The organism is Cupriavidus sp. FW305-46 (genome assembly GCF_058787075.1).
In genome coordinates, this window is record NZ_JBYSZI010000056.1 from 21,646 (window position 1) to 46,146 (window position 24,501).

Consider the following 24,501-nt stretch of genomic DNA (forward strand, 5'->3'; position numbering starts at 1 on the left):
TGGCGAAACCGGCGACTCTGGGCAATCCCCAAGCCGACCGTGTGGCGAAAGCATAGGTCTTGGCAGATCGCATCGCTAGGATGGAAAATCTGCCCTCAGCGTCCTACTGGCAGGACGACAGGAGCCGCCCGCTTGCATCCCGACCTGAATGACCTGTATTACTTCGCGCAGGTAGTCGATCACCAGGGCTTTGCGCCCGCCGGGCGCGTGCTCGGCATACCCAAGTCCAAGCTGAGCCGGCGCGTGGCCATGCTGGAAGAACGCCTGGGCGTGCGCCTGATCCAGCGCTCGACGCGGCGTTTCTCCGTGACAGAAGTGGGGCAGACCTACTACGCCCACTGCAAGGCCATGCTGGTGGAGGCCGAAGCGGCCGAGAGCGCGATCGCGCAGAGCCGCGCCGAACCCAGCGGCCTGGTGCGCATGAGCTGCCCGGTGGCGCTGCTGCACGCGCGGGTGGGAAACATGATTGCGGATTTCATGGCGGCCAACCCCAAGGTCATCGTGCACCTGGAAGCCACCAACCGGCGCGTGGACGTGGTGGCGGAGGGGATCGACCTGGCCATCCGCGTGCGCGTGCCGCCACTGGAAGACAGCGACCTGGTGATGCGCGTGCTGGCCGAGCGCGCCTGGTGCTTCGTGGCCAGCCCAACGCTGCTGGCCGGCCATGGGCCGCTGCTGGCGCCCGCGGACCTCAACGCGCTGCCAACGCTGGACCTGGGGCCGCCGCGCCCCTCGCACACCTGGTCGCTGTACGGCCCCGATGGCGCCAGCGCCGAGCTGCACCACAAGCCCCGCCTGGTGACCGACGACATGATCATGCTGCGCACCGCGGCCGTGGCCGGTGCCGGCATCGTGCAGCTGCCGGTCATGATGATGACCGACGAGCTGCGCGATGGCCAGCTGGTAAAAGTCCTGCCGGACTGGTCGGTCAGGGGCGGCGTGATCCACGCCGTGTTCCCCTCACGGCGCGGGCTGCTGCCTTCGGTGCGTGAACTGATCGACTTCCTGTCGCGGCGCTTCGCGCAGATCAGCGAACTCTAGGCACCGCAAGGCGGCCCCTCCAGGGGCACTGCCCGTCACGCGGGCAGGATTGACCCGGAAGTGGTATCATCCGGGATCCTATGCACGGATCGGCAACGCCCGACATCTGTGCGCCAGCCGCAAGACAATCCCACAAGAAGCATTCAGCGGCGGCATATCGGGCGTACACCCGATGCGTCTTTGGGCCAGCCTATGCAGAACGGCCCACCACCCTATCCGACCAGCGGCACGTCCGCTCCGCAACGATCGCCCCTGTACCTGGCGCATCGGCTTGCGCAGGCATGGTCCACTTCACGCCAGATGCAACGCCTGCGCAGCCGCGCGGGCCCGACGCTGGCCTACAGCAACGGCGAACGGCCGCCACCGCGCGACGCCTGCATCGGAACGATGCTCCGCGCCCCTGCGGCCGCGCCTTAGAACAGGCATCACATTGAATCGAGTCAACCCTACCCCTTACACCGTTTCCGTCTATCCCATCCAGCAGGAACCCGGCCTCTGGTTCGCGACCTACATGATTGCGGAATACCGCAATGGCGCCGAACGTATCGTCGCCAACGTGGCAATGCGCCACGACACGCACCGCTCTGAAGCCCGCGCCAGGCAGTCCGCCCGCCGTGCCGGCGAACGCGCCGCAGCACGCCTGCGCCAGCAGTAAGCCAGGCATCGCAAGCCCCATCCCATCGGCCAGTTGGTGTCCAGTTGGCCGTCACAACAGCTCGCGCACAAGCGGCGCGGCTACAGCAAGGAGCCTCCTTGGCAAAAGAAGAACTGGTCGAATTTGGCGGCAAGGTGTCGGAAGTCCTGCCCGACAACCGTTTCCGCGTGATCCTGGAAAACGGCTTCGAAGTCTGGGCGTATTCGTCCGGGCGGCTGAAGAAGAACCGCATCCGCGTGCTGGCGGGCGACCGCGTCACGCTGGAGATGTCGCCCTATGACCTCACCAAGGGGCGCATCAACTACCGGCACAAGTCGTAGGCCGGCGTCATGGCATGCGCCGCGCCGGCGCGTGCCGTCCCGCTAACGATTCATCCCTCAATCAAGGAGAACCGATCATGTCCGTCATCGAAGAATGGGAAGCCGTGCACCTGACGCCCGAAGGCTGGCAGGCAGGCAGTTACCGGCATGCACCGTGGCAGGCGGTTGAAGTCGCACCGCCCGCATCCGGCGTGCTGACCGTCAGGCGCCACGTGACTGCCACCTATTGCGGGCCGTCGCGCGCGGTGGAAGACCGTACTCCCGAGATCGCCGACATGGCACTGATCGAGGCGCTGCTGGAGCGCCACGGCAATCCGGTATTCCAGATCTGACCTGACCTGGCTTGACGATTGCGTGCGGCCTCAGCCGAGCACGCGCACATGCGGCCGGGCCGTCCTGAGCCCCGCGCCGACCGTCCTCAGCTCGCCGTCCCATGGCGAGGCGGCGAGGTCCAGCACCGCATCGCCCTCGCGAGCCTTGTCGTGCAGCTGGTCGCGCACCACCTGGCCGATGGCCAGGCGGCACAGCGCCTCGCCGCTGGCGGCAAGCTGGCCCTGCAGGGCCCCTGGCTCGGCCAGCACGCCGAACGACCGCCGCCCCACACCCACGAAGCTGGTGAACAACACCCCGGTGGGGCGCTCCGCATCGATAAAGCAGACCGCAACGTGATAGGTGATGCCTTTGCCCTCACCGGGCAACGTGCACAGAAAACCGGATGATCCCGAACGCATGTCCATGAACGGACTCCTTGCAGTCTGACGGATAGCGCCGCGCCTGTTTCCCCGCTCCGCAACTGGCCTGTGACCAGGCCGCTGCGGAACCGAAAATACCTAGATCGACGCCACGGATTCGCCGGCGACCAGGCCATTGATGATGTCTTCGCCGAACTGCAGCGCGCCGCGGCGCGCCGAGCCGATGTTCTCCCAGCGCGACTCGCTCATGGGGTACACGCGCGCATGGTCGCTGCCAGGGCGATAGCCCTCGCGGCAAATCACGATCGACGCGAGGAAGCTGCTGTCGGGCTTGGTGCGCGGCCAGGCCTGCTCAGGCCGATGGCGATAAACCAGGGGATACAGATCGAAACCCTTGTAGCTGGCAAAGGGCGTACTGCCGGGAACAGTGTTGCCGGGACTGCGGCTGGGACTGCTGTCGCTCACGACATCTCCATGCGGCATCGTGCCGCGCTGATGGGAAGGATTGCTGAACTCATGTGGATCACGCGCACGGCATGGGCCATGACCCCGCGCGGGCGTCAGCGGCGCAAATGCACCGCGGCGCCAGGGTCCGTCGTCGGACCTTCAGGACGCCATCGGCGCGCCGGCCGTTGTTACCGATACCCCCGGCACCGCGCCATTGATGATGGCCTCGGCATAGCGCAACGCACCGCGTCGCGCGCCACCGACGTTATCCCACGGTGCGGCGTCCAGGCGGAACGTGCGCGCCTGCATGCCTTCTGGTGACTCGCCTTCCAGGCAGATCACCACGGCAGCATCGAAGGAACGGTCGGGCCGCGGCTCGGGCCACACGCGCTCGGCGGCGTGCTTGTACACAAGGGGATAGAGGTCGTAGCCCTTGTAAGTTGCAGCCGGATAGATATCCATGGCAGCCTCCGCCGTGTGGTGATCCTGCCCCCACTCTACGCTTGTTGCCGCGCCAGCAGTGGCTTTATTTCACGGTTGCGGGGAATAGCGGCAACGGAAATAAAAAAGCTCCGCGTTGGCGGAGCTTTTTTCATTGGACTGGCGCCTCGGCGCTCAGCTCAACTCAGGTCGGTGCGATTCAGATCGGCTCGATCTTGGTCGCGGCCGGGCCCTTTTGACCGACGCCAGCGACGTAACGCACCTTCTGGCCTTCTTGCAGCGACTTGAAGCCGTTGCCCTGGATTTCGGAGAAGTGCGCGAACAGGTCGTTGCCGCCTGCATCAGGCGTAATGAAGCCAAAACCCTTCGAATCGTTGAACCACTTGACGGTACCGGTTTCCATGTTGGATTCCTCAATAAGTTTTTTCTCACCGGCAAAAGCGCCGGCAAGGCATGACGATCAAGGAAGACACAAGGAGAAAAAGTGGCGCCGTGTGGGCAAGCACCTGGACTTCTAGGTTGCTGCTTGAAAGATCCTGCACTCATCCTTATACAGGCCCCACCCAGGCATGTCAACGAACTTCACCGGATCGGGCCCAAATCACATGGAAAGTGCGGGTTGAGGTTCTCGCCGAGCGAATTCTCGAGTGCGCCGCATGTTCCTGCCCACTTCCGGCCCCGAAGGCGCCGGCATGCTACAGTGGCCGATCGAACGGAACAGACACGGATGACACTCTGCACTGCCTGCCAGGCCATTGAACGCCACGTGCGCGGCGCCCCCGGGCACGCGGCACTGCGCATCACCGATACCCGACGCATCAAGCCCGCCGGCTCCGCCGCCGTCACCATCAGCAGCTTCGTCTGCCAGGACTGCGGCGCGCTCTGGACCTACCGGGACCAGAAGAGCGGCCCGGAACAGGGGTGGGACATCCATATGGAAGCGCAGCAGCCATAACGCCTTCCGCGGCGCAAAGAAAAACCCGGGCCAGGGCCCGGGGTTGCGATGCCTGCCGGCCCGCCAGGCGGGCCAGTCCGGTCAGGCCGTCACGGTCGACAGCGCGGCGTTCAGCGTCTGGCTCGGGCGCATAGCGGCGCTGAGCTTGTCGGCTTCCGGCATGTAATAGCCGCCGATATCCACCGGCTGGCCCTGCACGGCGCCGAGTTCGCCAACGATCTTCTGCTCGTTGTCGGTCAGCGTCTTGGCCAGCGGCGCGAACTTCGCGGCCAGTTCAGCGTCCTCCGACTGGGCGGCCAGTTCCTGCGCCCAGTACATCGCCAGGTAGAACTGGCTGCCGCGGTTGTCCAGCTGGCCGGTCTTGGGCGACGGGCTCTTGTTGTTGTCCAGCAGCTTGCCGGTGGCAGCATCCAGCGTCTTGGCCAGGATCTTGGCCTTGGCATTGCCGGTCTTGATGCCAACGTCTTCCAGCGACACCGCCAGCGCCAGGAACTCGCCAAGCGAATCCCAGCGCAGGTGGTTTTCTTCCACCAGCTGCTTGACGTGCTTCGGAGCCGAACCGCCGGCGCCGGTTTCATACATGCCGCCACCGGCCATCAGCGGAACGATCGACAGCATCTTGGCGCTGGTGCCCAGCTCCATGATCGGGAACAGGTCGGTCAGGTAGTCGCGCAGGATGTTGCCGGTCACCGAGATGGTGTCCAGGCCGCGGATCACGCGCTCCAGCGTGTAGCGCATGGCGCGCACCTGCGACATGATCTGGATGTCCAGGCCGTTGGTGTCGTAGTCCTTCAGGTAGGTCTCGACCTTCTTGATCAGCTCGGCTTCGTGCGGACGGTACGGGTCCAGCCAGAACACGGCCGGCATGCCCGAGTTGCGCGCGCGCGTGACGGCCAGCTTGACCCAGTCGCGGATCGGCGCGTCCTTGACCTGGCACATGCGCCAGATGTCGCCCTGCTCGACGTCCTGCGTCAGCAGCACTTCACCGGTGGCCAGGTCGACGATGTTGGCGACGCCGTCTTCGGCGATCTCGAAGGTCTTGTCGTGCGAGCCGTATTCTTCGGCCTTCTGCGCCATCAGGCCGACGTTGGGCACGGTGCCCATGGTGGTCGGGTCGAAATTGCCGTTGGTCTTGCAGAAGTTGATGATCTCCTGGTAGATGCGGGCAAAGGTGCTTTCCGGGATCACGGCCTTGGTGTCCTTCGGACGGCCGTCGGCGCCCCACATCTTGCCGCCGATGCGGATCATGGCCGGCATCGAGGCATCCACGATCACGTCGTTGGGCGCGTGCAGGTTGGAGATGCCCTTGGCCGAATCCACCATCGCCAGTTCCGGGCGATGCTCGTGGCAGGCGTGCAGGTCGCGGATGATCTCTTCGCGCTTGGAGCTGGGCAGCGCCTCGATCTTCTCGTACAGGTTGACCAGGCCGTTGTTGACGTTCACGCCCAGTTCGTCGAACAGCGCGCCGTGCTTGGCGAAGGCTTCCTTGTAGAAGATCTTGACGGCGTGGCCGAACACGATCGGGTGCGACACCTTCATCATGGTCGCCTTGACGTGCAGCGACAGCATCACGCCGGTCTTGCGCGCGTCTTCGAACTGCTCTTCATAGAAGTCGCACAGCGCCTTCTTGCTCATGAACATGCTGTCGATGATCTCGCCATCCAGCAGCGAGACCTTGGGCTTGAGCACGATGGTCTTGCCGCTCTTGGTGACCAGCTCCATCTTGACGTCACGCGCCTTGTCCAGGGTCATGGACTTTTCGCCGTGATAGAAGTCGCCATGCTTCATGTGCGCCACGTGCGTGCGCGAAGCCATGCTCCACTCGCCCATGCTGTGCGGGTGCTTGCGCGCGAAATTCTTGACCGCTGCCGGTGCGCGGCGGTCGGAGTTGCCTTCGCGCAGGACCGGGTTCACGGCCGAGCCCAGGCACTTGGAATAGCGCTTCTGGATCGCCTTTTCTTCGTCGTTCTTCGGGTCTTCCGGATAGTCCGGCACCTTGTAGCCCTTGCCCTGCAGTTCGCGGATGGCGCTGACCAGCTGGTGCACCGAGGCGCTGATGTTCGGCAGCTTGATGATGTTGGTGTCCGGCAGCTGGGTCAGCTTGCCCAGCTCGGCCAGGTTGTCCGGCACGCGCTGCGCTTCGGTCAGGAATTCGGGGAACTCGCCCAGGATACGGCCCGCCACCGAGATGTCGCTGGTGGTGACGTTGATGCCGGCGGGCTTGGTGAAGGTCTGGATGATCGGGAGGAACGCACTGGTCGCCAGCAGCGGAGCTTCGTCGGTCAGCGTGTAGATGATGGTGGGTTGCTGGGTACTCATTGCTTCTCTCAGATCCTCGAACGGGTGGTAGGACATCCGCCTGCTGGGTCACAGCGCGGCGGCATACTAGGCGAAAAATAGAATTTTGCCTCAGTTTGCTTTCAGGGGCCTGAAAACCCACTGCTTTTTGCGCGGCTATCGGCAGAAATCCGGACGCCGGTGCCGCGTTGGGCCGTCCTCGCAGCATGATCGTTCGCAGATTGCACCGGCACGGTGCCCATATGGCACCTACGCTGCAGTGCAACATGCCGGGCCATGCGTCCCACGGATCACAGTTCTGTCAAACTTGGCGCCGACAATGCAGGGTTTTGTCATCTTGAACGCCAAGGAAAACCACAATGTCTCGTCATTTGCTGCTGGCCCCGGCGGCCATCGCACTGGGCTGCCTGGGCGCGGCGCAGGCGTGGGCGCAGGCCCCTGCCGCCTACCCCGCCACGCTGGCCGGCCACGCAGTGCTGCCGGCCCAGACCCTGCTTGCCGTGCCGAAGGATGCGCCCGCTGACCTGCAGGTCAGCGGCAAGTTCACCACCGCGCAGCGCGTGGACACGCCGGGCACGGTCGAAGGCAAGTCCAATGGCCGCCCCACCGGCGTGTCGCTGCCGTTCCGCGGCCAGCCGGCACAGGGGCATTCCGGCATCAAGCGCATGGCCGACGGCAGCTTCTGGGTGCTGACCGACAACGGCGCCGGCGCCAAGGCCAACTCGCCGGACTTCATGCTGTACCTGAACCGCTACAAGGTGGACTTCGGCAGCGGCCGCCTGCAGCGCCTGAAGACCATCTTCCTGCACGACCCCGACAAGAAGGTGCCGTTCCGCATCGTCCACGAGGGCACCAGGCAGCGCTACCTGACGGGGTCGGATTTCGATACGGAGAGCTTCCAGTTCGCCGATGGCGCGATCTGGATCGGCGACGAGTTCGGCCCGTTCCTGATCAAGGCTGACATGGACGGCAAGGTGCTGGCCGTGTTCGACACCAAGGTCGACGGCAAGGTGGTGCGCTCGCCCGACCATCCCGCCGTCACCGCGCCCGGCGCGCCGGACGGCAGCGTGAAGTTCCAGGTGCGGCGCTCCAAGGGCTTCGAGGGCATGGCGTCCTCGCCCGATGGCAGCAAGCTGTACGCGCTGCTGGAAGGCGCGCTGTGGGACGAGGCCGCCAAGGGCTACGAGAACGATGGCGGCAAGCCCTACCTGCGCGTGCTGGAGTTTGATGTCAGGCAGCAGGCCTGGACCGGCCGCCACTGGAAGTACGTACTGGAAGGCGCCAGCCACGCCATCGGCGACTTCAACATGATCGACGCCACCACCGGCCTTATCATCGAGCGCGACAACGGCGAAGGCACGCCGGACAAGGCCTGTCCGGCCGGGCAGAAGCGCCCGGACTGCTTTGACGACGTGGCGAAGTTCAAGCGCGTGTACAAGGTCGAGCTGAGCGATGCCAACGCCGGCGGGCCGCTGCGCAAGATCAGCTATATCGACCTGCTGCGCATTGCCGACCCGGCCAAGCTTGCGCGCAAGCCGTTGACCGATGGCGTGCTGGCGTTCCCGTTCTTCACCATCGAGAACGTCGACGTGGTCGACGCCACGCATATCGTGGTGGGCAACGACAACAACCTGCCCTTCAGCAGCAGCCGCGAGCCGAACCAGGCGGACGACAACGAGCTGGTGTTGCTGGAGGTGGGGGAGTTTCTGAAGGCGCGGTGAGCGTCCGCTGCGATGGAGATGCTCCCCTCTCCCGCTTGCGGGAGAAGGGAGCAAGCAAACAGCCTACGCTTACGCCGCCAGCCTGAACGTCGACACCGCCTCCTTCAGCCGCTGCGCCTGCTCCTCCAGCGAGCCTGCTGCAGCGGCGGCCTCTTCCACCAGCGCGGCATTCTGCTGCGTCACGGTATCCATCTGCGTCACCGCCTGGTTGACCTGCTCGATCCCGGCGCTCTGCTCGGCCGAGGCCGCGCTGATCTCGCCCATGATGTCGGTCACGCGCTTGACCGCGGCAACGATCTCCACCATGGTCTGGCCGGCCTGCGTCACCTGCATCGAACCCTTCTCGACGCGATCGACCGAATCGCCGATCAGCGCCTTGATCTCCTTGGCGGCGGAAGCGCTGCGCTGCGCCAGCGTGCGCACCTCGCCCGCGACCACGGCGAAACCGCGGCCCTGCTCGCCGGCGCGCGCGGCTTCCACCGCGGCATTGAGCGCCAGGATATTGGTCTGGAAAGCGATGCCTTCAATCACGGCGATGATGTCGACCACCTTCCTCGACGCGCCGTTGATCTCCTCCATGGTCTCGGCAACCTTGCCCGCCGCGTCGCCGCCCTTCTCGGCGATGTCCGATGCATTGACCGCCAGCGTGCTGGCCTGGCGCGCGTTGTCGGCGTTCTGGCGCACGATGCTGGTCAGCTCTTCCATGCTGGCCGCGGTCTGCTGCAGCGACGAGGCCTGTTCTTCCGTGCGCTGCGACAGGTCGGTGTTGCCGGCCGCGATCTGGCTGGTGCCGGACACGATCGACTCGGTGCCCGCGCGCACCTGGCGCACGATGCGCAGGATATTGGCGTTCATGTCCGCCAGTGCCTGCAGCAGCTGTCCGGTTTCATCGCGGCTGTCGACATCGATGCGGCTGGTCAGGTCGCCCGACGCCACGGTGCGCGCCACCGCCACGGCGCGATGCAGCGGCCGCGTGATGCCCGCCGTCAGCCATACCGAGAACGCGATGCCGATCGCCAGCACCACCACGCCCAGCCCGATCAGGCTGTTGCGCGCGTTGACGTAGATGCCGTTGATCTCGCGCGCGGTGGCGTCGATGCTGGCGCGCTGGATGTCGAGCAGCTTCTGGATCTCGCCCAGATAGGCGTCGCCGGCCGGGACGAACTCTTTCTCCAGCACCTGGTTGGCCTCTTCGGTCAGCCCCTCTTGCTTGAGTTTGGTGATCTTGTCGCGGCCGTTGTTGTACGGGTCACGCACGCTCAGGATCTTCTGGAATGCGGCCTTTTCCTCGGCCGAGCTGAGCATGGGCTGGAGCTTGTCGCGCAAGGCGGCGATGCCTTCGATCGACGCCTTGGTCTCGGCCGCGAAGAACGCGCCGAGCGACGGGTCGGCACTGCGCGCCACCGCCGTGGTGCGGCGCACGCTGGTGTGCATGAGGCGGTACCAGTCGCTGACCAGCCGCTCCTTGGTCAGCGGCTGCTGCATCATCGCGTGCGTGCGCTCAGCCACCTGTTGCAGGCGCATCATGCCGAATACCGTCATGAGCGCAGAAAGCAGCAATACCACCCCAAAGCCGATGCCGAGGCGGACCCCGATGCCTAGATTCTTCATGTCTTCTACCTGATTAGCACTGGTTACGGCGAAGTGCCGGTCCGCGCCTGGGACGGCGCGGCGTTCTTCGCTCTCATCGTCCGCGGACGCGCCCGGTCGGGCCGACGCACTTGCGGGCTATGGATGCCAACGGCATGGGGTCCGGAAACTTTAGGGTCTTCCTCGATTGACGGCCAGAAGTGTGCGGATACCGGCTATAGTGGACAGGAACCCGGCCGAAGGGCACGCTCCATCCCCGCCGCCGGCCACCCTGCCAGTCCTTCCAGAAGGAGACCCAGCATGGCCACGCCTCCCAATCCCTTTGCAGACTTCACCAAGATGATGGAACAGTTCCGCCTGCCGGGCGTGGACATGAGCGCGGTAATGGAAGCGCGCCGCAAGGACATCGAGGCCCTGACCGAGGCCAACAAGCTGGCCTATGAGGGTATCCAGGCCCTGGTGCAGAAGCAGCAGGAGATCTTCGCCCAGACCATGCAGCAGCTGCAGGCGGCCGCTCAGCAGTACAGCACTGCAGGCAATCCTGCCGAGGCCATGGCCAAGCACAGCGAATTCGTGCAGCAGCAGCTGCACCAGGCATTGGAGAACATGCGCGCGCTGGCCGAAACCGCGCAGAAGGCGCAGGCCGAAGCGCTGGCCGTGATCAGCAAGCGCGCCGAGCAGAATGTGAAGGAGGCTGGCGAGTTGCTCAAGCCGAAATCCAAGGGCTAGCCCAGGCCACCGCTAGCGCTGCTCGGGCGGGACCGGGGCGATCGCTCCGGCAAAGCGGGCATGCACCTCGAGGTCGACCGGCCGGTGCTTCACCCTGGTACTGGCCGGGTTGTTGCCGAGGTAGTTACCGTTCTTCCAGTCGCGTACCGGGCGCACCGGCCGCGGCACGAAGCCACCCCCGCAGTTCGGGCAGACGTTGCTGAGCCTATCCACGCAGTCTGCACAGAAGGTGCATTCGTACGAGCAGATGCGGGCTTCGGTCGATGCGGGTGGCAGGGGCTTGTTGCAATGCTCGCAGCCCGGTCTGAGTTCCAGCATATCGCTTGCTTCCTGTGTGGGTGAACGATTGGGGATCGACGCTATCGTAGCCGCATTTCCGGTGGCGAGGCTCGCCCGTTCCCGCGCGGCATCGCAGCCGGCCCCGGCCTGATGCCCGGCGCCGCCGAATTGCTGCGCTACCACCGCAAGGATTATCAGCCGGGCCTGTGGCAAGGCCACTTGGCTTCTACGAACTGGCCCACTACCCCGAGGCCCGGCCCTTGCCAGGGCTGCTGATCTACCGCTTCGAATCGCCGCTGACACCCTTCAACGCCGATTTCCTGCGCCAGCGCATCCTGGCGCTGACCACGCGGCACGAGGTGCGCTGGGTCGTGACCGATGGCCCTTCCGCCGCAGGCTCAGCACCATAACGCCAGCCCCCACCAGCGCGATGCCCAGCCATTCGCGCGGGGCAGGCCGCTTGCGCAGCGTGCTGATCGCGAAAATTCCCCGCGTCCCGCAGACATCTCTCTGCCCCAAACGGCCAGAACTGCATGGCCTTGCAGAATCGGCCGTCTCCGCAAGCCCGCTGGCGTGGCTAACCTGCGGCATATCGGAAGTAATGAGAACTATTTTCATCTCAGCGCTGCTCCGGACTTCGCAGAACTTGTTCCAGACGCCCCGACATGAAACGCAAGGCCATTTCCTTTCTCGCTCTGACACTAGCCCAGGTTTGCGAAGCGACCGCGGTAGGCACGCCCTCAGTGCGCTCATGGACGGCACTGCGCGATACCGGCGTGATCAAGCAGAAATTCGACTACTCCTGCGGCGCCGCTTCGCTGGCGACCTTGCTGCACCACTACTACGGCGATCCGGTAGACGAAGCCGCGGTCCTGCAGCAGATCGCCGCGACGGGCCCTGCCACCTTCAGCGCGCTGTCCGCGGCGGCGGCCCACTTCGGCTATGAGGCGCGCGGCTATTCGCTGTCGCTGGACGCGCTGCGGCAGCTCGCGCTCCCTGCGATCGTCTTTCTCTACGCAGGCAACGACAACCATTTCTCTGTCTTGCGCAGCATCGACGCGCATTCGGTGGAGCTTGCCGACCCGTCGTACGGCAACCGCATCTACGCCATCCCCGATTTCCTGCGCCTGTGGACCACCCGGCCCAGCCGCGACTATCCCGGCCGTGCGCTGGTGGTGCTGCCGCGCAAGGCGGGGCAGGCCGGCAATGCGGCGTTCATGCGGCCAATTCCCGCGAAATTCGGCGGGCTGCCGTTGAGGCCCATCCAGCCATGAAGTGGCGCCTGCGCAGAATGGTCGCGGTGACCGCCACCGCCTTCGCCCCGTGTTCCGCGTCGGCGCAGATCGTGCCGACGCTGGAGGACTTGCTGACGGCACAGAACCGCTGGCGCGCAAACCTGGGGCTTTCGTACTTCAACCATGAAGCCAATGGCACCGCGGCTAGTGGGCCGATCTATATCCAGGTCGGGCAGAACATCATCCCGGTAGCGACGGGTGTCATCCCAAAAACGCGGAATGTGGATTCGCTGGTCGCTTATGCCGGGCTACGCTATGGCTACTCGGCCGACACGGAACTCTCGTTCTCCGGTACCGGTTCGCATACCAGCGAGCGCACCTTGTTCGAGGGCGTCGGCAACCGCTCGAGCACGAACACCAACTTCTCCAGCCTGTCGCTGGCCATCAGCCATCGCTTCCTTAAGGAACGAGGCAGTCCTGGGCTGGTGGCCTATCTGGAAACCGGTGCCGTGGAACACACCGGCGATGCCACCACCTACTTCAGCAGCTTCACCGCCGGCGGCACGCTCTATCGCACCATCGATCCTGTCGTGCTCAGCCTGAACGCTGCCTATCGGCTGAACCTGCCGCGCCATGATGGCGCCTCGCCCACACCGGGCAACGTGCTGTTGCTGACGCCACAGGTCGGCTTTGCCGTCAACGAGACCGTGACGCTCTATGGCGGCATCAAGTGGCAATTGCAGCAGGCCGAAGACGACCCGCAGGGCTTGCCCTCGCAACGCAACACGCAAACCGCATTGGTCCTCGGGCTGGGTTACCGGGCCAGCGACCGGACCACCATTTCACTGAGCGGCAACGCCAATATCAGCGGCCGCGGCGGTGCACAGGTAACGCTCAGCACAGTAGTGAAGCTGGGCGCCATGCCCGAAAGGGAACGTTTTCAGTGAGTGTTGACCTTTGACTTCAAGGAGAGCTACCGATGCAAGTCGTACCAAGAGCTTCTGCCGCCATTGTCCTGGCGTGCCTGTGCTGCGGCGCGTGGGCCAAGGCGCCCGTGACATTCAGCGATATCGAGCGGATGGATAGCACACCAGGACTGCATATCAGCCAGTTGTCGAGCATGGAGATGGATACTATCGAAGGATCTCTTGCTCCAATAGTGGTCGCTGCAGGAGTGGCGGGGGCAGCCGTTGCCAGTGGCGCAGGATATCTTATGGCCGCGGACAACCCCAACGCCAGAGATTTCGCCTGGTACACCGGCTTGGGCTTTACCGGCGGGACATTGGCAGCCATTGCCGCAACGATGCCGCCTGTTGCAGGCAGCATCACTACGTTAGGAGGGGCCCTGTTGCCCTTGCTCCCGCCACCGCCGCGGGACTTCAACCCGGACGACTGCGCCGTCCGCGCGTGCTGACACCTTGATCCGACAGCCCGGGGATCGCCATCGCCGGGCAAGGTGAATATGACTATGGAATTAGGCGTCAGCAATTTCGACAAAGTAAAAGGCTTGTACAACTCGGTGGTCTTCTTCATGCTCGTACCGAGATACCTGCTGTTTCCGCAGCTATTTAAGGAGCGGTACCTGACGGTTGCGATACATCTTCTGTGCTGCTTTGTAGGGAATTTGTTTGTCCTTACCTTCTATTTCCCGGGATCCCGGATTCCACCCTTCTATGAAGCGATGTTCAATCCGGTGATGAGCTTCTGGATGGCAGTGGTCTTGTGCATCATCGAACAAGCGTATCCGGGTTACTACAAGGACCTTGATCGCCGTTAATTTCGCGAGTCCCGCCATGCCGGATATACAACTCAGTACTTCTGACATTACCAAAATCTTTTACTTGGGCATCGTATTCGTTGCACTTGTTCCCCGGTATTTTCTGTGTCCACTTATCCGGCGGCGTCGCTATCAGGCGCTCATCGGCGCGATGTTTGGCATCTTCCTCGCAAACTTCGCAATTCTGGCGTTGCTGCTACACGGCAAGCTGGGGCTGGCCTATTTTCAAACGTTCGGCGCACTGTTGGTGAGCATATGGGTGTCGTTACTCCAGTGCCAGATCGACAGGACGAACGCCGGAAAGCCCGCCCCCCGCCAGGGCCAAAGCAAAGGCCATGCGAACGGGCGTTGTTCACGAAACGGAGAAGACGGGCAAGTCCCGCTGACTTTGCCGCGCCCCCCTCACCGCACCCACCCCCTCTCCATCAACGGCACATCCCACGGCGGCTCGCCCTGCAGCCTTTCCGCCAGGTAGTCCACCAGCACCCGCACCTTCAGCGCCTGCCGCTGCGTGGCCGGATACACGGCGGCGAACTCGAACGATGACAGCGCATAGTCGTGCAGCACCGGGACCAGCCGGCCGGCCAGCAGGTCTTCGCTGGCGACCAGCGTGGGCAGGCAAACCACGGCGGCACCGCTGACCGCATAGTCGCGCAGCAGGTGGACGGAGTTGGTGCGCATGCGCGGGGCCAAGTCGATCTCGACCGATTCGGCATCGCGCGAGAAGGTCCACTTGTTGCGGGTCGGGTAGGCGGAGTACAGCGCCACCTTGCTGCAGATCAGGTCCGCCGGCCGCTCCGGCTTGCCCCAGCGCTCAATGAACTCCGGGGCCACGCAGAAGATGCGGCGCAGCGTGAACAGGCGCCGCGCGATCAGCGAATCGTTCTGGGGCGCGAAGATCTGGAAGGCCACGTCGAAGCCTTCCTCGATCGGGTCGATGACGCGGTCGTTGACGACGACGTCCAGTTCGATATCAGGATACTGCTGGCTGAAGCCGGCCAGGATATCGGCGAAGTGGCCAATGGCGAAGCCGGGCAGCACCTGGATGCGCAGGCGCCCCGCCGGGGTGGCGCGCAGGTCGCGCATCTGGTCGGTCAGGTCGGCCAGGTTGGCGACCACGTCGGCGCATTGACGGTAGTAGGTCTCGCCCACTTCCGACAGGCGCACGTGCCGCGTGCTGCGATGGAACAGCGGCGCGTTGATGTACTTCTCGAGCTGCTGCACGCGATGGCTGACGACGGAATTGGTCACGCCGAGCTGGCGCGCGGCCTCGGCAAAGCTTAACGTGTCCGCGACCCTGACAAAGGCTTCGATACTGAGAAAACGGTCCATGGCAAACCCGTGCGAAGAGGATCATGACCCACCGCAGTGCTACCATCTGGCCCTCGCCGGGCCAGCAAGGCCGACAACGTACCGCGGTTGCTTGCACAACGGTGGGGCGCGGCGACATCCCGGCCGCGATCAGAAGGCAGTTCGACGGCAATCATAGCGAACGAGGGGCAGATCCGTCATGCAGATCCGTGCATTGCATCGCCGTCGCCTGGTGCTGGGCGGCGCCGCAGCCATGCTGCTGGCCGGCCGCGCCGGCGCACAAGCGCGCAGCAACGGCCCGCTGATGCTGGTCGTGCCGTTTGCGCCAGGCGGCGTGGTCGACAAGACCGCGCGTGCAGTCCATGTTGGCCTCGGACGGCGGCTCGGCCAGACCGTGGTGATCGAGAACCACGACGGCGCCGGCGGCACCATCGGCACGGGCATCGTGGCGCGCAGCAAGGCCAACGGCCACACCATCGGCCTGGTCTATGACTCGTATGCGACCGAGCCGCTGGCCTACCCGAACCTGCCTTACCGCGCCGGGCGTGATCTGACCGGCGTGTCGTATATGGTGCGCGCGCCAATGGCGCTGGTGGTGCCGGCAGCGTCGCCGTGGCGCACGCTGCAGGACTATGTGCGGGCATGCCGACAATGGCGCGAGGTGTCTTATGCCTCCGTGGGTATCGGCAGCTCCAACCACCTGACCGCCGAATGGTTCCACCAGGCCGCCGGCACCCATGGCCTGCACGTGCCGTTCCGCGGCGGCGCCCCGGCACTGAAAGACCTGCTGGGCGGCCATGTCGATTCGATGTTCGCCAGCCTGCCGCTGGTGCTGGCGCAACTGCAGGCCGGCAAGCTGCGGGCGCTCGCGGTCAGCTCTTCTGCGCGCAATGCGCATCTGCCGACGGTGCCCACGCTGGCCGACACCTGGCCAGGCCTGGTCACCTATTCCTGGGTCGGCATGATCGCGCCGGCCGGCACGCCGGCCGCGCAGCTCGACCGCCTGGCCGCCGCAGTCAGCCAGACGCTGCGCGAAGCGGCCGTCACGCAGTACCTGTACGACAATGGCTTTGAAGTCGTGGCCAGCGGACGCGAGGCGATGAATGCACTGGTCGCTTCCGAAGCGGCGCGCTGGGCGGAACTGGCGCGGCAACGCACGCTGGCGCTGAGCTAGCGCGATGCCTAGTGCGCCTGCGGCTCGTCCCGTGCTGCTTCCGCAGCCGGGCGAGCCGCCGTCGGCGCCGACGGTGCGCCGGTGATCTTCGGCACGCACTCGCCACGGAACCAGGCCACCGTGACCGGCTCGCCCGCCAGCAGGCGCTTGACGGGCGGCACCACTTGCTCGCCGATCAGCATGCCCAGCAAGCCGATCAGCGCCACCACCGGCGGCGCCGGCGAGCGCACCTGCAGCAGTGCATAGATGATGCCGACCAGGATGCCGGCGGCCAGTGATACCAGATAGAGCTTCATTGCCTTCTCCCTGAAATGATTGGTGGTGCCGCGCGGGCTTCAGCGCGCAAAGTGCGGCGCAATGCCGGCATCCACGTTGATCCATACCGAGCGCGACTCGGTGTAGCCGTGCATCGCCTCGAACCCCATGTCGCGCCCGTAGCCGGATTCACCCACGCCGCCGAAGGGGCTGCCCGGATGGACGCGCTTGTAGCAGTTGACCCAGCACATGCCACCGCGGATATCGCGCGCGAGGCGGTGCGCGCGGGCCAGGTCGCGCGTCCATAGCCCGTTGCCCAGCCCGTATTGCGTGGCGTTGGCGATGGCCAGCGCCTGCTCGTCGCTGGCAAAGCGCAGCACCGTGACGACCGGGCCGAAGACCTCTTCCTGGGCGATGCGGTCCTGCGGGCGCGCAGCGACCACGGTGGGCTCGACATAGAAGCCCTGGCGCAGGCGAGGGTCGGCAGGGGCCTTGCCTCCGGCCAGCACGGTGCCAGTCTGGGCCTGTGCCATCTCCACAGACTCGAGCACGCGGTCGCGGTGAGCGGCCGAGGTCAGCGGCCCCATCTCGGTGGCAGAATCGGCCGGATCGCCCACGCGGATCGATTGCGCCAGGGCCACGAAGCGCTCGAGGAAGGCATCGGCGATGTCCTCATGCAGCAGCAGGCGCGAGCCGGCGATGCAGGCCTGGCCCTGGTTGTGGAAGCTGGCCCAGGCCGCGCCCGCCACGGCGGCATCCAGGTCGGCATCGGCAAAGACGATATTGGCGCCCTTGCCGCCCAACTCTAGCTGGATGCGCTTGAGGTTGGCGCGCGAGGCCTCGACGATGCGCCGGCCGGTGGCAGTGGACCCCGTGAAGGCGATCTTGTCCACGTCGGGATGATTGGCCAGCCGCTGCCCGGCCACGTTGCCGAAGCCGGGCACGACGTTGATCACGCCCGGCGGGAAACCGACGTCAGCCGCCAGCGCCGCCACGCGCAGCGCGGACAGCGGCGTCAGCTCTGACGGCTTGAGCACCACCGTATTGCCCGCCGCCAGTGCCGGCCCCAGCTTCCAGCCGGTGAACATCAGCGGGAAGTTCCACGGCACGATCTGCCCCACCACGCCGACCGGGGCCCGTTGCACATAGTTGAGAAAACCGGGTTCGACCGGCACCACGGTGCCTTCGATCTTGTCGGCCATGCCCGCGAAGTAACGGAAGCACGCCGCGGTGCGCGGTACGTCGAGGCCGCGCGCATCGCGGATGGGGTGGCCGGTGTCGGCGCTTTCGAGCTCGGCCAGACCCGTGTCGGCCTCGATGGCGTCGGCCAGCCGTGCCAGCAGCCTGCCGCGTTCGCCGGCGGCGAGGCGCGACCATGCGGGAAAGGCGCGCCGCGCCGCGGCCACGGCGCGGTCGATATCGAGCTGCGCGCCCGCGGCCACGCGCGTGATCAGGCTGCCGTCGTGCGGATTGACGACGTCGAGGGTGTCCCCGTCAAGGGCGTCGACGAAGCGGCCGTCGATAAACAGCTGGTTGTGCATGGGGATCCTTGGGGACGGGGAACGCGTAGGTGGCAGGGTGGCGGCATTGCCTGAAGGGCGGTGTCGGTGCGCCACGCCTGCCCTCACCCCTGCCCCGCTCCCGCAAGCGGGAGAGGGGAGTTCCGCAGCGGCAGATCGGAAGGCCGTCGCTATGGCTTGCTTATTCCAGTGGCCGCCCCGCTGCCAGCAGGTGCCGCACCCGCGGCGGCCCTTCGCCGGTGTGGAAGCGCGCGACCTCGCGCTGCAGGTCTGCGTCCGCGTGCGGCACGCGCTCGTGCTGGCGCAGGTGCTCGGCCCAGGATTCGACCAGGAACCACTCGGTGTAGGCCTCGGCATCGGCCGGGTCCTCCATCACGCCCCAGTTGAAGGCGCCGTCGCGCAGCCGTTCCTCGGACAGCTTGTGGATGGCTTGCAGGAAGCCTTGGCGGTCGGCCGCGCGCACGCGGTATTCGATCAGGATCATCACCGGGCCGCGGTCGTGCGCCACCTCCTCGGCGGCTTCGGGCGCAGGCCAGTGCCGTGCCGGGCCCAGGTCTTCCTCGCCACGCGGCAGCTTGACGCGGTGCATGACGAAGGCGGCCACACACAGCGCGGCCGCGGCGATCATCAGCGCCGCCGGCGTGCCCAGCCCCTGCGCGACAAAGCCCCACACCAGGCTGCCCAGCGCCATGGCGCCGTTGAACACCATCTGGTAGACCGCCAGCGCGCGGCCGCGCACCCAGTTGGGCAGGATCGCCTGGGCCGTGCCGGCCAGCGTGGTCAGCGCCAGGATCCATGCGGCGCCAAGCAGCAGCAGCGCCAGCATGGCGACCCATGCCGGCGGCGCCACCGACAGCACCGCCATCACCGCCGCGGTAGCCAGCGCCGCGGCCAGCATCAGCTGGTCCAGGTCCAGCCGCTTCTGCAGGCGCGGCATCACCAGCGCGCCCAGGATTGCACCCACGCCGACCGCGCCAAGTAGCATGCCGTACAGCGATGCGCCGCCGTGCAGCATCTGGCGCGCCACCAGCGGCAACAAGGCCCAGATGCTGCTGCCCAGCGCAAAGTAGCAGGCCGCGCGCAGCAGCACCACATGGAGCTTGCTGTGCGCCCTGGCAAAACGCACGCCGGCGCGGAAAGCACCGAAGAAATGCTCGCGCAGCGGGTCTTCGGCGCGTGCCGGGCGCTTCCACCACAGCAGCGCGGCAATCACGAACAGATAGCTGGCCACGTCCGCGCCATAGGTTGCCGCCGCGCCGAACGCGGCCAGCAACAGGCCGCCCGCGGCCGGTCCGATGGCGCGCGCGATATTGACGCCCAGCGAATTCAGCGCCACCGCCGGCTTCAGTTCACCGGCCGGCACCAGCTCCGGCACGATCGACTGCCAGGTCGGCCCCATCATCGCGGTGCCGATGCCGCCCAGGAATGCCAGGCCGATCAGCAGTTCGATGGTCAGCCCGTCCTGCCATGCCAGCAGCATCAGCGAACCGCTGACCATTGCCAGCCCCACCTGGATCACGATCAGGAAACGGCGCCGGTCGAGGATGTCAGACAGCACGCCGGCGGGAATCGCCAGCAGGAACACCGGCAGCGTGCCGGCCGCCTGGATCATGGCGACAGCGGCGGGCGAGCCCGACAGGTCAGTCGCCAGCCAGGCGCTAGCCACATCGCGCATGAAGCTGCCGATATTGCCCAGCACCGTCGCCGCCCACAGCACGGCGAAGGTGCCATGCGCCAGCGGCGCGAAGCTGCCGCCGGCCGGGGCGGCGGCACCGGGGACGGGCGCGGGCTTGGCGGCCGGGCTCATGCCTGGCCCCTGGCCGCGCGGCGTTGCCGCAAGTCTTCCCAGGCCACCAGGCAAAGACCGCCGGCAAGCGCGATATGCTCGAAGAAGGCGTTGGCCTGCCCGAAGCGCGCATCCGGCGGCGCCTGCCAGAAGCGGTTGGCGACAAAGGTCGCCAGCACGGTGAAGACGGCCAGCGCCAGCGCGCCCAGCCACCGCAGCCGCCCGCTCAGCATCAGTGCGCCCGCGCCCAGTTCCAGCACGATCACGGCTGCCGCCAGCGGCACGGCCGGCGCCAGGCCGAAGTGTTGCATCTCGGCGATGGCGGCACCAAAGTCGGCCGCCTTGACCAGTCCACCCTGCAGGTAGGGCGCGGACAGTGCCAGCAGCGCCAGCCAGCGCAGCCAGGCCGAAGGCGCGCCGGGCTGGGTCGCCGCGCCCGCCGTGGGGAGGATGGGATGGGCAGTCATGATCGGGCCTCCTGGTATCGGCAATGCAGCGGCATCAGAACGCCCAGCATGAGCAACCCAGCGCGCCCCAGAACGTACTCTCGTCCGAGGTGGGCACGCCGGCCGTCCAGGCCCTGGCATGCGCATGGCCGTGCACGCCGCACGAACTGGCACAGCCGCAGGCGGTGTTCAGGGCCAGCTTTTGGGCTTGCGGGCGCGGCTGGTAACCGCCCGCGTGCCGCACCGGCGACCAGTCCGGCATGGCCGGCGGGATGGCGGGCGACAGCTTGCCGAAGTCGCCGTCACCATAGACCACTTCGCCGCCGAGGATGGTCAGCACCGAGGTGATGTCCTGGATCTCGTCGCCCGGCACGCTGAAATAGTCCGCGGACAGCACCGCCAGGTCGGCCAGCTGGCCCGCCTTGACCTGGCCCTTCTTGCCGGTTTCTGAAGAGAACCAGGTATTGGCCTCGGTCCACAGCCGCAGCGCGGTCTCGCGGTCGAGCAGGTTGGCCTGCGGGTACATCGACATGCCGCCCACGGTCTTGCCGGTGGTCAGCCAGTACAGCGACACCCACGGGTTGTAAGAGGCCACGCGCGTGGCATCGGTGCCGGCGCCGACCTTGACGCCCTTCTCGAGCATCTTCTTGATCGGCGGCGTGGCTTCGGCGGCCTTGGCACCGTAGCGCTCGACAAAGTACTCGCCCTGGTAGGCCATGCGGTGCTGCACGGCGATGCCGCCGCCAAGCGCGGCGATGCGGTCGATGTTGCGGTCGGAGATGGTCTCGGCGTGATCGAAGAACCAGTTCAGGCCGTTGAACGGGATGTCCTTGGCGACCTTTTCATAGACGTCGAGCGCGCGCGTGATGGTCTGGTCATAGGTCGCATGCAGGCGCCACGGCCAGCGCTTCTCGGCCAGCAGGCGGATCACCGGCTCCAGGTCGGCTTCCATCGACGGCGCCATCTCGGGGCGCTCGACGCGGAAGTCCTCGAAATCGGCAGCGGTGTAGACCAGCATCTCGCCGGCGCCGTTGTGGCGGTAGAGGTCGTCGCCCTGGCCTGGCTTGACGGTCGACGTCCAGGTCTTGAAGTCGCTCAGCTCTTCCTTGGGCTTCTGCGTGAACAGGTTGTAGGCGAGGCGCACCGTGAGCTGCCCTGCCTTGTGCAGCTCCTCGATGATGTTGTAGTCCTCGGGATAGTTCTGGTAGCCGCCGCCGGCGTCGATCACGCCAGTCACACCGAGCCGGTTCACCTCGCGCATGAAATGGCGTGTCGAGTTCTTCTGGTACTCGGGCGGCAGCTTCGGCCCCTTGGCCAGCGTGGCGTAGAGGATCGTCGCGTTGGGCCTGGCCAGTAGCAGGCCGGTGGGATTGCCGCGTGCATCGCGCACGATCTCGCCGCCCGGAGGGTTCGGCGTGTCCTTGGTGTAGCCAACGGCACGCAGTGCGGCGCCGTTCAGGATGGCGCGGTCGTACAGGTGCAGGATGAAGACCGGGGTGTCGGGCGCCACGGCATTCAGTTCCTCGATGGTCGGCAGCCGCTTCTCGGCGAACTGGTGCTCGGTGAAGCCGCCCACTACCCGCACCCATTGCGGCGCCGGCGTGCGCGCGACCTGTTCCTTCAGCATGCGCATGGCGTCGGCGAGCGAGCGCACGCCGTCCCAGCGCAGTTCCATGTTGTAGTTCAGGCCGCCGCGGATGATATGCATATGGCTGTCGATCAGCCCGGGAATGGCCCGCCGGCCATTCAGGTCGACCACCTTGGTCTGCGCGCCGGCCAGCCTCATGATGTCCTGGCGCGTGCCGACGGCGACGAAGCGTCCGTCGCGGATCGCAACGGCATCCGCCTGCGGCCTGGACTTGTCGAGCGTGGCGAACTTGCCGTTGACGAGGATGAGGCTGGGTTGGCTGCCAGGCGACATGGCGAAGGTCTCCGAGAGAGGCGCCGCGCCGAGCGCGGCGGCCGAGGCGATAAATTGCCGGCGGGTGACTGACATCGGGCTCAGGCCTTCAGGAAGGCCAGCAGGTCGGCGTTGACCTGGTCGGCATTGACCACGCACATGCCGTGCGAAGCGCCCGGATACACCTTGAGGGTCGCGCCCTTGACCAGTTCCACCGACCGCTTCGCCGAAGCGTCGATGGGCACGATCTGGTCGTCATCGCCATGCAGGATCAGCGTGGGCACGTCGAACTTCTTCAGGTCCTCGGTATAGTCCACTTCCGAGAATTCCCTGATGCAGGCGTACTGGCCCACGATGCCGCCGGCCATGCCCTGCGCCCAGAAGGCATCGATGGTGCCTTGCGAGGCCTTGGCGCCTGGCCGGTTGAAGCCGAAGAACGGCGTCGCCAGGTCCTGGTAGAACTGCGAGCGGTTGTCGGCAACGCCCTTGCGGATGCCGTCGAACACATCGATCGGCAGCCCGCCGGGGTTGGCCGCGGTCTTGAGCATGATCGGCGGCACCGCGCCGATCAGCACCGCCCTGGCGACACGGCCGGTGCCATGGCGGCCGATGTAGTGCGCCACCTCGCCGCCACCGGTGGAATGGCCCACCAGCGTGGCATCGCGCAGGTCCAGCGCGTCCAGCAGCGCGGCCAGGTCGTCGGCATAGGTGTCCATGTCGTTGCCCTGCGCCGGCTGGTCCGAGCGGCCATGGCCGCGACGGTCATAGGCGATCACCCGGAACCCCTGCTGCACCAGGAACAGCATCTGCGCGTCCCACGCGTCGGCATTGAGGGGCCAGCCGTGGGAGAAGACCACGGGCTGGCCACTGCCCCAGTCCTTGTAGAAGATCTGCGTGCCGTCCTGCGTCGTGATGGTGCTCATGATGGGGCTCCTGGATGCAATCAAGGGATCGGGTGAGCTTGCGGCGGGTTCAGTGCCGGCTCAGCGGGCAGGCACCGCGGCCAGCGCCTCATGCGGCGTGGCGGTGCGCTGCGCGGCCTTGTGGACCATGGTGTACGCGTAATCCACTCCCATACCGTAGGCGCCCGAGTGCTCCTTGACCAGTTTCATCACCGCGTCATACGTGTCGCGGTGGGCCCAGTCGCGCTGCCATTCCAGCAGCACCTGCTGCCAGGTGACCGGCACCACGCCGGCCTGGACCATGCGCTGCATGGCGTAGTCGTGGGCTTCCTTCGAGGTGCCGCCGGAGGCATCGGCCACCATGTAAATCTCATAGTCGCCTTCGGCCATGGCGCAAAGGGCAAAGCTGTTGTTGCAGACTTCGGTCCACAGGCCGGACACCACCACCTTCTTGCGGCCGTTGGCCTTGAGGGCGTCACGCACCTTCTGGTCGTCCCAGGAATTCATCGAGGTGCGTTCCAGCAGCTTGTGGTCCGGGAACACATCCAGCAGTTCCGGGTAGGTGAAGCCCGAGAACGACTCCGTTTCCACCGTGGTGATGGTGGTCGGGATATTGAAGATCTTCGCCGCCTTGGCCAGGCCGACGGTGTTGTTCTTCAAGGCCTGGCGGTCCATCGACTGCACCCCGAAGGCCATCTGCGGCTGGTGGTCGATAAAGATCAGCTGGCTGTTTTGCGGGGTCAGGACTTCGAGCTTGGGGTTCGTCATGATGATCTCCGGTCAGGGGGCGCCTGGATAGGCTAAGAAGTTAGTGGCCGCTACCGCTGCATTCGTTCACCAGTAGCATTCGTCTGGTGTGCGTGCATAGTAGGCAAGGCGCCGTGCACTGACTACGGAGCAAAGTCCGAGGACAGTGTTCGCGATTTGCGAATAATCGGAAGATGCAGTCGGGCGGCGGGCCGTGGCGGGAAATGGCGGGCGTGAGGGCGCTGCCCAGCGCTGCGGGGTGGGTACTACTGCCTGGGGG

Annotated in this window: 28 protein-coding genes; 13 read left to right on the plus strand and 15 right to left on the minus strand. The window is 65.9% G+C overall.

What is annotated here, in order from left to right:
* The first annotated feature begins 132 nt into the window (after positions 1–132).
* The 4 genes from AC3WON_RS24060 to AC3WON_RS24075 all read left to right on the plus strand — a co-directional run bounded on the left by AC3WON_RS24060 (position 133) and on the right by AC3WON_RS24075 (position 2,348).
* Positions 133–1,041, plus strand: coding sequence for a LysR family transcriptional regulator (locus tag AC3WON_RS24060; RefSeq protein ID WP_492352883.1), 909 nt, complete (start codon positions 133–135; stop codon positions 1,039–1,041).
* A 430-nt stretch (positions 1,042–1,471) separates the two neighbouring features.
* On the plus strand, positions 1,472–1,696 hold the full coding sequence (locus tag AC3WON_RS24065; RefSeq protein ID WP_037023361.1) for a hypothetical protein: 225 nt from the start codon (positions 1,472–1,474) through the stop codon (positions 1,694–1,696).
* A gap of 98 nt (positions 1,697–1,794) precedes the next feature.
* Positions 1,795–2,016: a translation initiation factor IF-1 gene (infA, locus tag AC3WON_RS24070; protein WP_008646230.1), complete on the plus strand. Its 222-nt coding sequence runs from the start codon at positions 1,795–1,797 to the stop codon at positions 2,014–2,016.
* 77 nt (positions 2,017–2,093) lie between these two features.
* On the plus strand, positions 2,094–2,348 hold the full coding sequence (locus tag AC3WON_RS24075) for a hypothetical protein (RefSeq protein ID WP_018308947.1): 255 nt from the start codon (positions 2,094–2,096) through the stop codon (positions 2,346–2,348).
* A 30-nt stretch (positions 2,349–2,378) separates the two neighbouring features.
* On the opposite strand, the gene AC3WON_RS24080 is transcribed toward AC3WON_RS24075, so the two are convergent.
* From AC3WON_RS24080 to AC3WON_RS24095, 4 genes are all read right to left on the minus strand, one after another.
* Complete coding sequence (locus tag AC3WON_RS24080; protein ID WP_492317394.1) at positions 2,379–2,753, minus strand: hypothetical protein; 375 nt, start codon at positions 2,751–2,753, stop codon at positions 2,379–2,381.
* Positions 2,754–2,846: 93 nt separating this feature from the next.
* Positions 2,847–3,173, minus strand: a complete 327-nt coding sequence (locus tag AC3WON_RS24085) for a hypothetical protein (RefSeq protein WP_492317393.1) — start codon at positions 3,171–3,173, stop codon at positions 2,847–2,849.
* Between the two features lie 141 nt (positions 3,174–3,314).
* Complete coding sequence (locus AC3WON_RS24090; RefSeq protein WP_492317392.1) at positions 3,315–3,617, minus strand: hypothetical protein; 303 nt, start codon at positions 3,615–3,617, stop codon at positions 3,315–3,317.
* A gap of 178 nt (positions 3,618–3,795) precedes the next feature.
* Positions 3,796–3,999: a cold-shock protein gene (locus AC3WON_RS24095; RefSeq protein WP_010812830.1), complete on the minus strand. Its 204-nt coding sequence runs from the start codon at positions 3,997–3,999 to the stop codon at positions 3,796–3,798.
* A gap of 324 nt (positions 4,000–4,323) precedes the next feature.
* Between AC3WON_RS24095 and AC3WON_RS24100 the strand changes: the two genes are divergently transcribed.
* Positions 4,324–4,551 carry a hypothetical protein gene (locus tag AC3WON_RS24100; protein ID WP_010812829.1) on the plus strand — a complete coding sequence of 76 codons (228 nt, stop codon included), beginning with the start codon at positions 4,324–4,326 and terminating at the stop codon, positions 4,549–4,551.
* 81 nt (positions 4,552–4,632) lie between these two features.
* On the opposite strand, the gene AC3WON_RS24105 is transcribed toward AC3WON_RS24100, so the two are convergent.
* Entirely contained in the window at positions 4,633–6,870 is a 2,238-nt protein-coding gene (locus AC3WON_RS24105; protein ID WP_492317390.1) for an NADP-dependent isocitrate dehydrogenase, read from the minus strand.
* A gap of 338 nt (positions 6,871–7,208) precedes the next feature.
* On the opposite strand from AC3WON_RS24105, the gene AC3WON_RS24110 reads away from it, so the two are divergent.
* On the plus strand, positions 7,209–8,570 hold the full coding sequence (locus AC3WON_RS24110) for an esterase-like activity of phytase family protein (protein WP_492317389.1): 1,362 nt from the start codon (positions 7,209–7,211) through the stop codon (positions 8,568–8,570).
* 69 nt (positions 8,571–8,639) lie between these two features.
* Here AC3WON_RS24110 and AC3WON_RS24115 read toward each other — a convergent pair whose 3' ends face one another.
* Positions 8,640–10,181: a methyl-accepting chemotaxis protein gene (locus tag AC3WON_RS24115; protein ID WP_492317388.1), complete on the minus strand. Its 1,542-nt coding sequence runs from the start codon at positions 10,179–10,181 to the stop codon at positions 8,640–8,642.
* Positions 10,182–10,460: 279 nt separating this feature from the next.
* Here AC3WON_RS24115 and AC3WON_RS24120 point away from each other — a divergent pair, with 279 nt between their 5' ends.
* Complete coding sequence (locus AC3WON_RS24120; protein WP_010812825.1) at positions 10,461–10,889, plus strand: phasin family protein; 429 nt, start codon at positions 10,461–10,463, stop codon at positions 10,887–10,889.
* Positions 10,890–10,901: 12 nt separating this feature from the next.
* Here the strand turns inward: AC3WON_RS24120 and AC3WON_RS24125 are convergent, their stop codons facing one another.
* Entirely contained in the window at positions 10,902–11,207 is a 306-nt protein-coding gene (locus AC3WON_RS24125; RefSeq protein WP_492317386.1) for a DUF1272 domain-containing protein, read from the minus strand.
* 167 nt (positions 11,208–11,374) lie between these two features.
* On the opposite strand from AC3WON_RS24125, the gene AC3WON_RS24130 reads away from it, so the two are divergent.
* From AC3WON_RS24130 to AC3WON_RS24150, 5 genes are all read left to right on the plus strand, one after another.
* Positions 11,375–11,578, plus strand: coding sequence for an STAS domain-containing protein (locus AC3WON_RS24130; RefSeq protein ID WP_492352884.1), 204 nt, complete (start codon positions 11,375–11,377; stop codon positions 11,576–11,578).
* A 255-nt stretch (positions 11,579–11,833) separates the two neighbouring features.
* Positions 11,834–12,442, plus strand: a complete 609-nt coding sequence (locus AC3WON_RS24135; protein WP_492317384.1) for a C39 family peptidase — start codon at positions 11,834–11,836, stop codon at positions 12,440–12,442.
* Positions 12,439–13,350: a hypothetical protein gene (locus AC3WON_RS24140; RefSeq protein WP_492352885.1), complete on the plus strand. Its 912-nt coding sequence runs from the start codon at positions 12,439–12,441 to the stop codon at positions 13,348–13,350. The genes AC3WON_RS24135 and AC3WON_RS24140 overlap by 4 nt, the downstream gene beginning before the upstream one ends.
* A gap of 32 nt (positions 13,351–13,382) precedes the next feature.
* Complete coding sequence (locus AC3WON_RS24145) at positions 13,383–13,817, plus strand: hypothetical protein (protein WP_492317382.1); 435 nt, start codon at positions 13,383–13,385, stop codon at positions 13,815–13,817.
* Between the two features lie 48 nt (positions 13,818–13,865).
* Positions 13,866–14,180, plus strand: coding sequence for a hypothetical protein (locus tag AC3WON_RS24150; protein ID WP_492317381.1), 315 nt, complete (start codon positions 13,866–13,868; stop codon positions 14,178–14,180).
* 402 nt (positions 14,181–14,582) lie between these two features.
* Here AC3WON_RS24150 and AC3WON_RS24155 read toward each other — a convergent pair whose 3' ends face one another.
* Complete coding sequence (locus AC3WON_RS24155; protein ID WP_010812822.1) at positions 14,583–15,512, minus strand: LysR family transcriptional regulator; 930 nt, start codon at positions 15,510–15,512, stop codon at positions 14,583–14,585.
* Between the two features lie 178 nt (positions 15,513–15,690).
* On the opposite strand from AC3WON_RS24155, the gene AC3WON_RS24160 reads away from it, so the two are divergent.
* A complete protein-coding gene (locus AC3WON_RS24160; RefSeq protein ID WP_492317379.1) occupies positions 15,691–16,665 on the plus strand; it encodes a tripartite tricarboxylate transporter substrate-binding protein in 975 nt (324 codons plus the stop codon).
* Positions 16,666–16,673: 8 nt separating this feature from the next.
* Here the strand turns inward: AC3WON_RS24160 and AC3WON_RS24165 are convergent, their stop codons facing one another.
* From AC3WON_RS24165 to AC3WON_RS24195, 7 genes are all read right to left on the minus strand, one after another.
* Positions 16,674–16,961 carry a XapX domain-containing protein gene (locus AC3WON_RS24165; protein ID WP_492317378.1) on the minus strand — a complete coding sequence of 96 codons (288 nt, stop codon included), beginning with the start codon at positions 16,959–16,961 and terminating at the stop codon, positions 16,674–16,676.
* Between the two features lie 39 nt (positions 16,962–17,000).
* Complete coding sequence (locus tag AC3WON_RS24170; RefSeq protein ID WP_492352886.1) at positions 17,001–18,461, minus strand: aldehyde dehydrogenase family protein; 1,461 nt, start codon at positions 18,459–18,461, stop codon at positions 17,001–17,003.
* 160 nt (positions 18,462–18,621) lie between these two features.
* A complete protein-coding gene (locus tag AC3WON_RS24175) occupies positions 18,622–20,247 on the minus strand; it encodes an MFS transporter (RefSeq protein ID WP_492352887.1) in 1,626 nt (541 codons plus the stop codon).
* The gene (locus tag AC3WON_RS24180; protein WP_492317375.1) at positions 20,244–20,693 is read right to left on the minus strand and encodes a DoxX family protein; all 450 of its coding nucleotides are present in this window, start codon (positions 20,691–20,693) and stop codon (positions 20,244–20,246) included. The genes AC3WON_RS24175 and AC3WON_RS24180 overlap by 4 nt, the downstream gene beginning before the upstream one ends.
* A 34-nt stretch (positions 20,694–20,727) precedes the next feature.
* A complete protein-coding gene (locus tag AC3WON_RS24185; RefSeq protein WP_492317374.1) occupies positions 20,728–22,668 on the minus strand; it encodes an amidohydrolase in 1,941 nt (646 codons plus the stop codon).
* Between the two features lie 5 nt (positions 22,669–22,673).
* On the minus strand, positions 22,674–23,495 hold the full coding sequence (locus AC3WON_RS24190) for an alpha/beta fold hydrolase (protein WP_492352888.1): 822 nt from the start codon (positions 23,493–23,495) through the stop codon (positions 22,674–22,676).
* 60 nt (positions 23,496–23,555) lie between these two features.
* On the minus strand, positions 23,556–24,242 hold the full coding sequence (locus AC3WON_RS24195) for a hydrolase (RefSeq protein WP_010812814.1): 687 nt from the start codon (positions 24,240–24,242) through the stop codon (positions 23,556–23,558).
* Positions 24,243–24,501: the final 259 nt, after the last annotated feature.

Coding starts and splice junctions, on each gene's coding strand:
- AC3WON_RS24075 (WP_018308947.1), top strand. CDS start 2,094: ATGTCCGTCATCGAAGAATGGGAAGCCGTGCACCTGACGCCCGAAGGC.
- AC3WON_RS24080 (WP_492317394.1), bottom strand. CDS start 2,753: ATGGACATGCGTTCGGGATCATCCGGTTTTCTGTGCACGTTGCCCGGT.
- AC3WON_RS24090 (WP_492317392.1), bottom strand. CDS start 3,617: ATGGATATCTATCCGGCTGCAACTTACAAGGGCTACGACCTCTATCCC.
- AC3WON_RS24095 (WP_010812830.1), bottom strand. CDS start 3,999: ATGGAAACCGGTACCGTCAAGTGGTTCAACGATTCGAAGGGTTTTGGC.
- AC3WON_RS24100 (WP_010812829.1), top strand. CDS start 4,324: ATGACACTCTGCACTGCCTGCCAGGCCATTGAACGCCACGTGCGCGGC.
- AC3WON_RS24105 (WP_492317390.1), bottom strand. CDS start 6,870: ATGAGTACCCAGCAACCCACCATCATCTACACGCTGACCGACGAAGCT.
- AC3WON_RS24110 (WP_492317389.1), top strand. CDS start 7,209: ATGTCTCGTCATTTGCTGCTGGCCCCGGCGGCCATCGCACTGGGCTGC.
- AC3WON_RS24115 (WP_492317388.1), bottom strand. CDS start 10,181: ATGAAGAATCTAGGCATCGGGGTCCGCCTCGGCATCGGCTTTGGGGTG.
- AC3WON_RS24120 (WP_010812825.1), top strand. CDS start 10,461: ATGGCCACGCCTCCCAATCCCTTTGCAGACTTCACCAAGATGATGGAA.
- AC3WON_RS24125 (WP_492317386.1), bottom strand. CDS start 11,207: ATGCTGGAACTCAGACCGGGCTGCGAGCATTGCAACAAGCCCCTGCCA.
- AC3WON_RS24135 (WP_492317384.1), top strand. CDS start 11,834: ATGAAACGCAAGGCCATTTCCTTTCTCGCTCTGACACTAGCCCAGGTT.
- AC3WON_RS24140 (WP_492352885.1), top strand. CDS start 12,439: ATGAAGTGGCGCCTGCGCAGAATGGTCGCGGTGACCGCCACCGCCTTC.
- AC3WON_RS24145 (WP_492317382.1), top strand. CDS start 13,383: ATGCAAGTCGTACCAAGAGCTTCTGCCGCCATTGTCCTGGCGTGCCTG.
- AC3WON_RS24150 (WP_492317381.1), top strand. CDS start 13,866: ATGACTATGGAATTAGGCGTCAGCAATTTCGACAAAGTAAAAGGCTTG.
- AC3WON_RS24155 (WP_010812822.1), bottom strand. CDS start 15,512: ATGGACCGTTTTCTCAGTATCGAAGCCTTTGTCAGGGTCGCGGACACG.
- AC3WON_RS24160 (WP_492317379.1), top strand. CDS start 15,691: ATGCAGATCCGTGCATTGCATCGCCGTCGCCTGGTGCTGGGCGGCGCC.
- AC3WON_RS24165 (WP_492317378.1), bottom strand. CDS start 16,961: ATGAAGCTCTATCTGGTATCACTGGCCGCCGGCATCCTGGTCGGCATC.
- AC3WON_RS24170 (WP_492352886.1), bottom strand. CDS start 18,461: ATGCACAACCAGCTGTTTATCGACGGCCGCTTCGTCGACGCCCTTGAC.
- AC3WON_RS24175 (WP_492352887.1), bottom strand. CDS start 20,247: ATGAGCCCGGCCGCCAAGCCCGCGCCCGTCCCCGGTGCCGCCGCCCCG.
- AC3WON_RS24180 (WP_492317375.1), bottom strand. CDS start 20,693: ATGACTGCCCATCCCATCCTCCCCACGGCGGGCGCGGCGACCCAGCCC.
- AC3WON_RS24185 (WP_492317374.1), bottom strand. CDS start 22,668: ATGTCAGTCACCCGCCGGCAATTTATCGCCTCGGCCGCCGCGCTCGGC.
- AC3WON_RS24190 (WP_492352888.1), bottom strand. CDS start 23,495: ATGAGCACCATCACGACGCAGGACGGCACGCAGATCTTCTACAAGGAC.
- AC3WON_RS24195 (WP_010812814.1), bottom strand. CDS start 24,242: ATGACGAACCCCAAGCTCGAAGTCCTGACCCCGCAAAACAGCCAGCTG.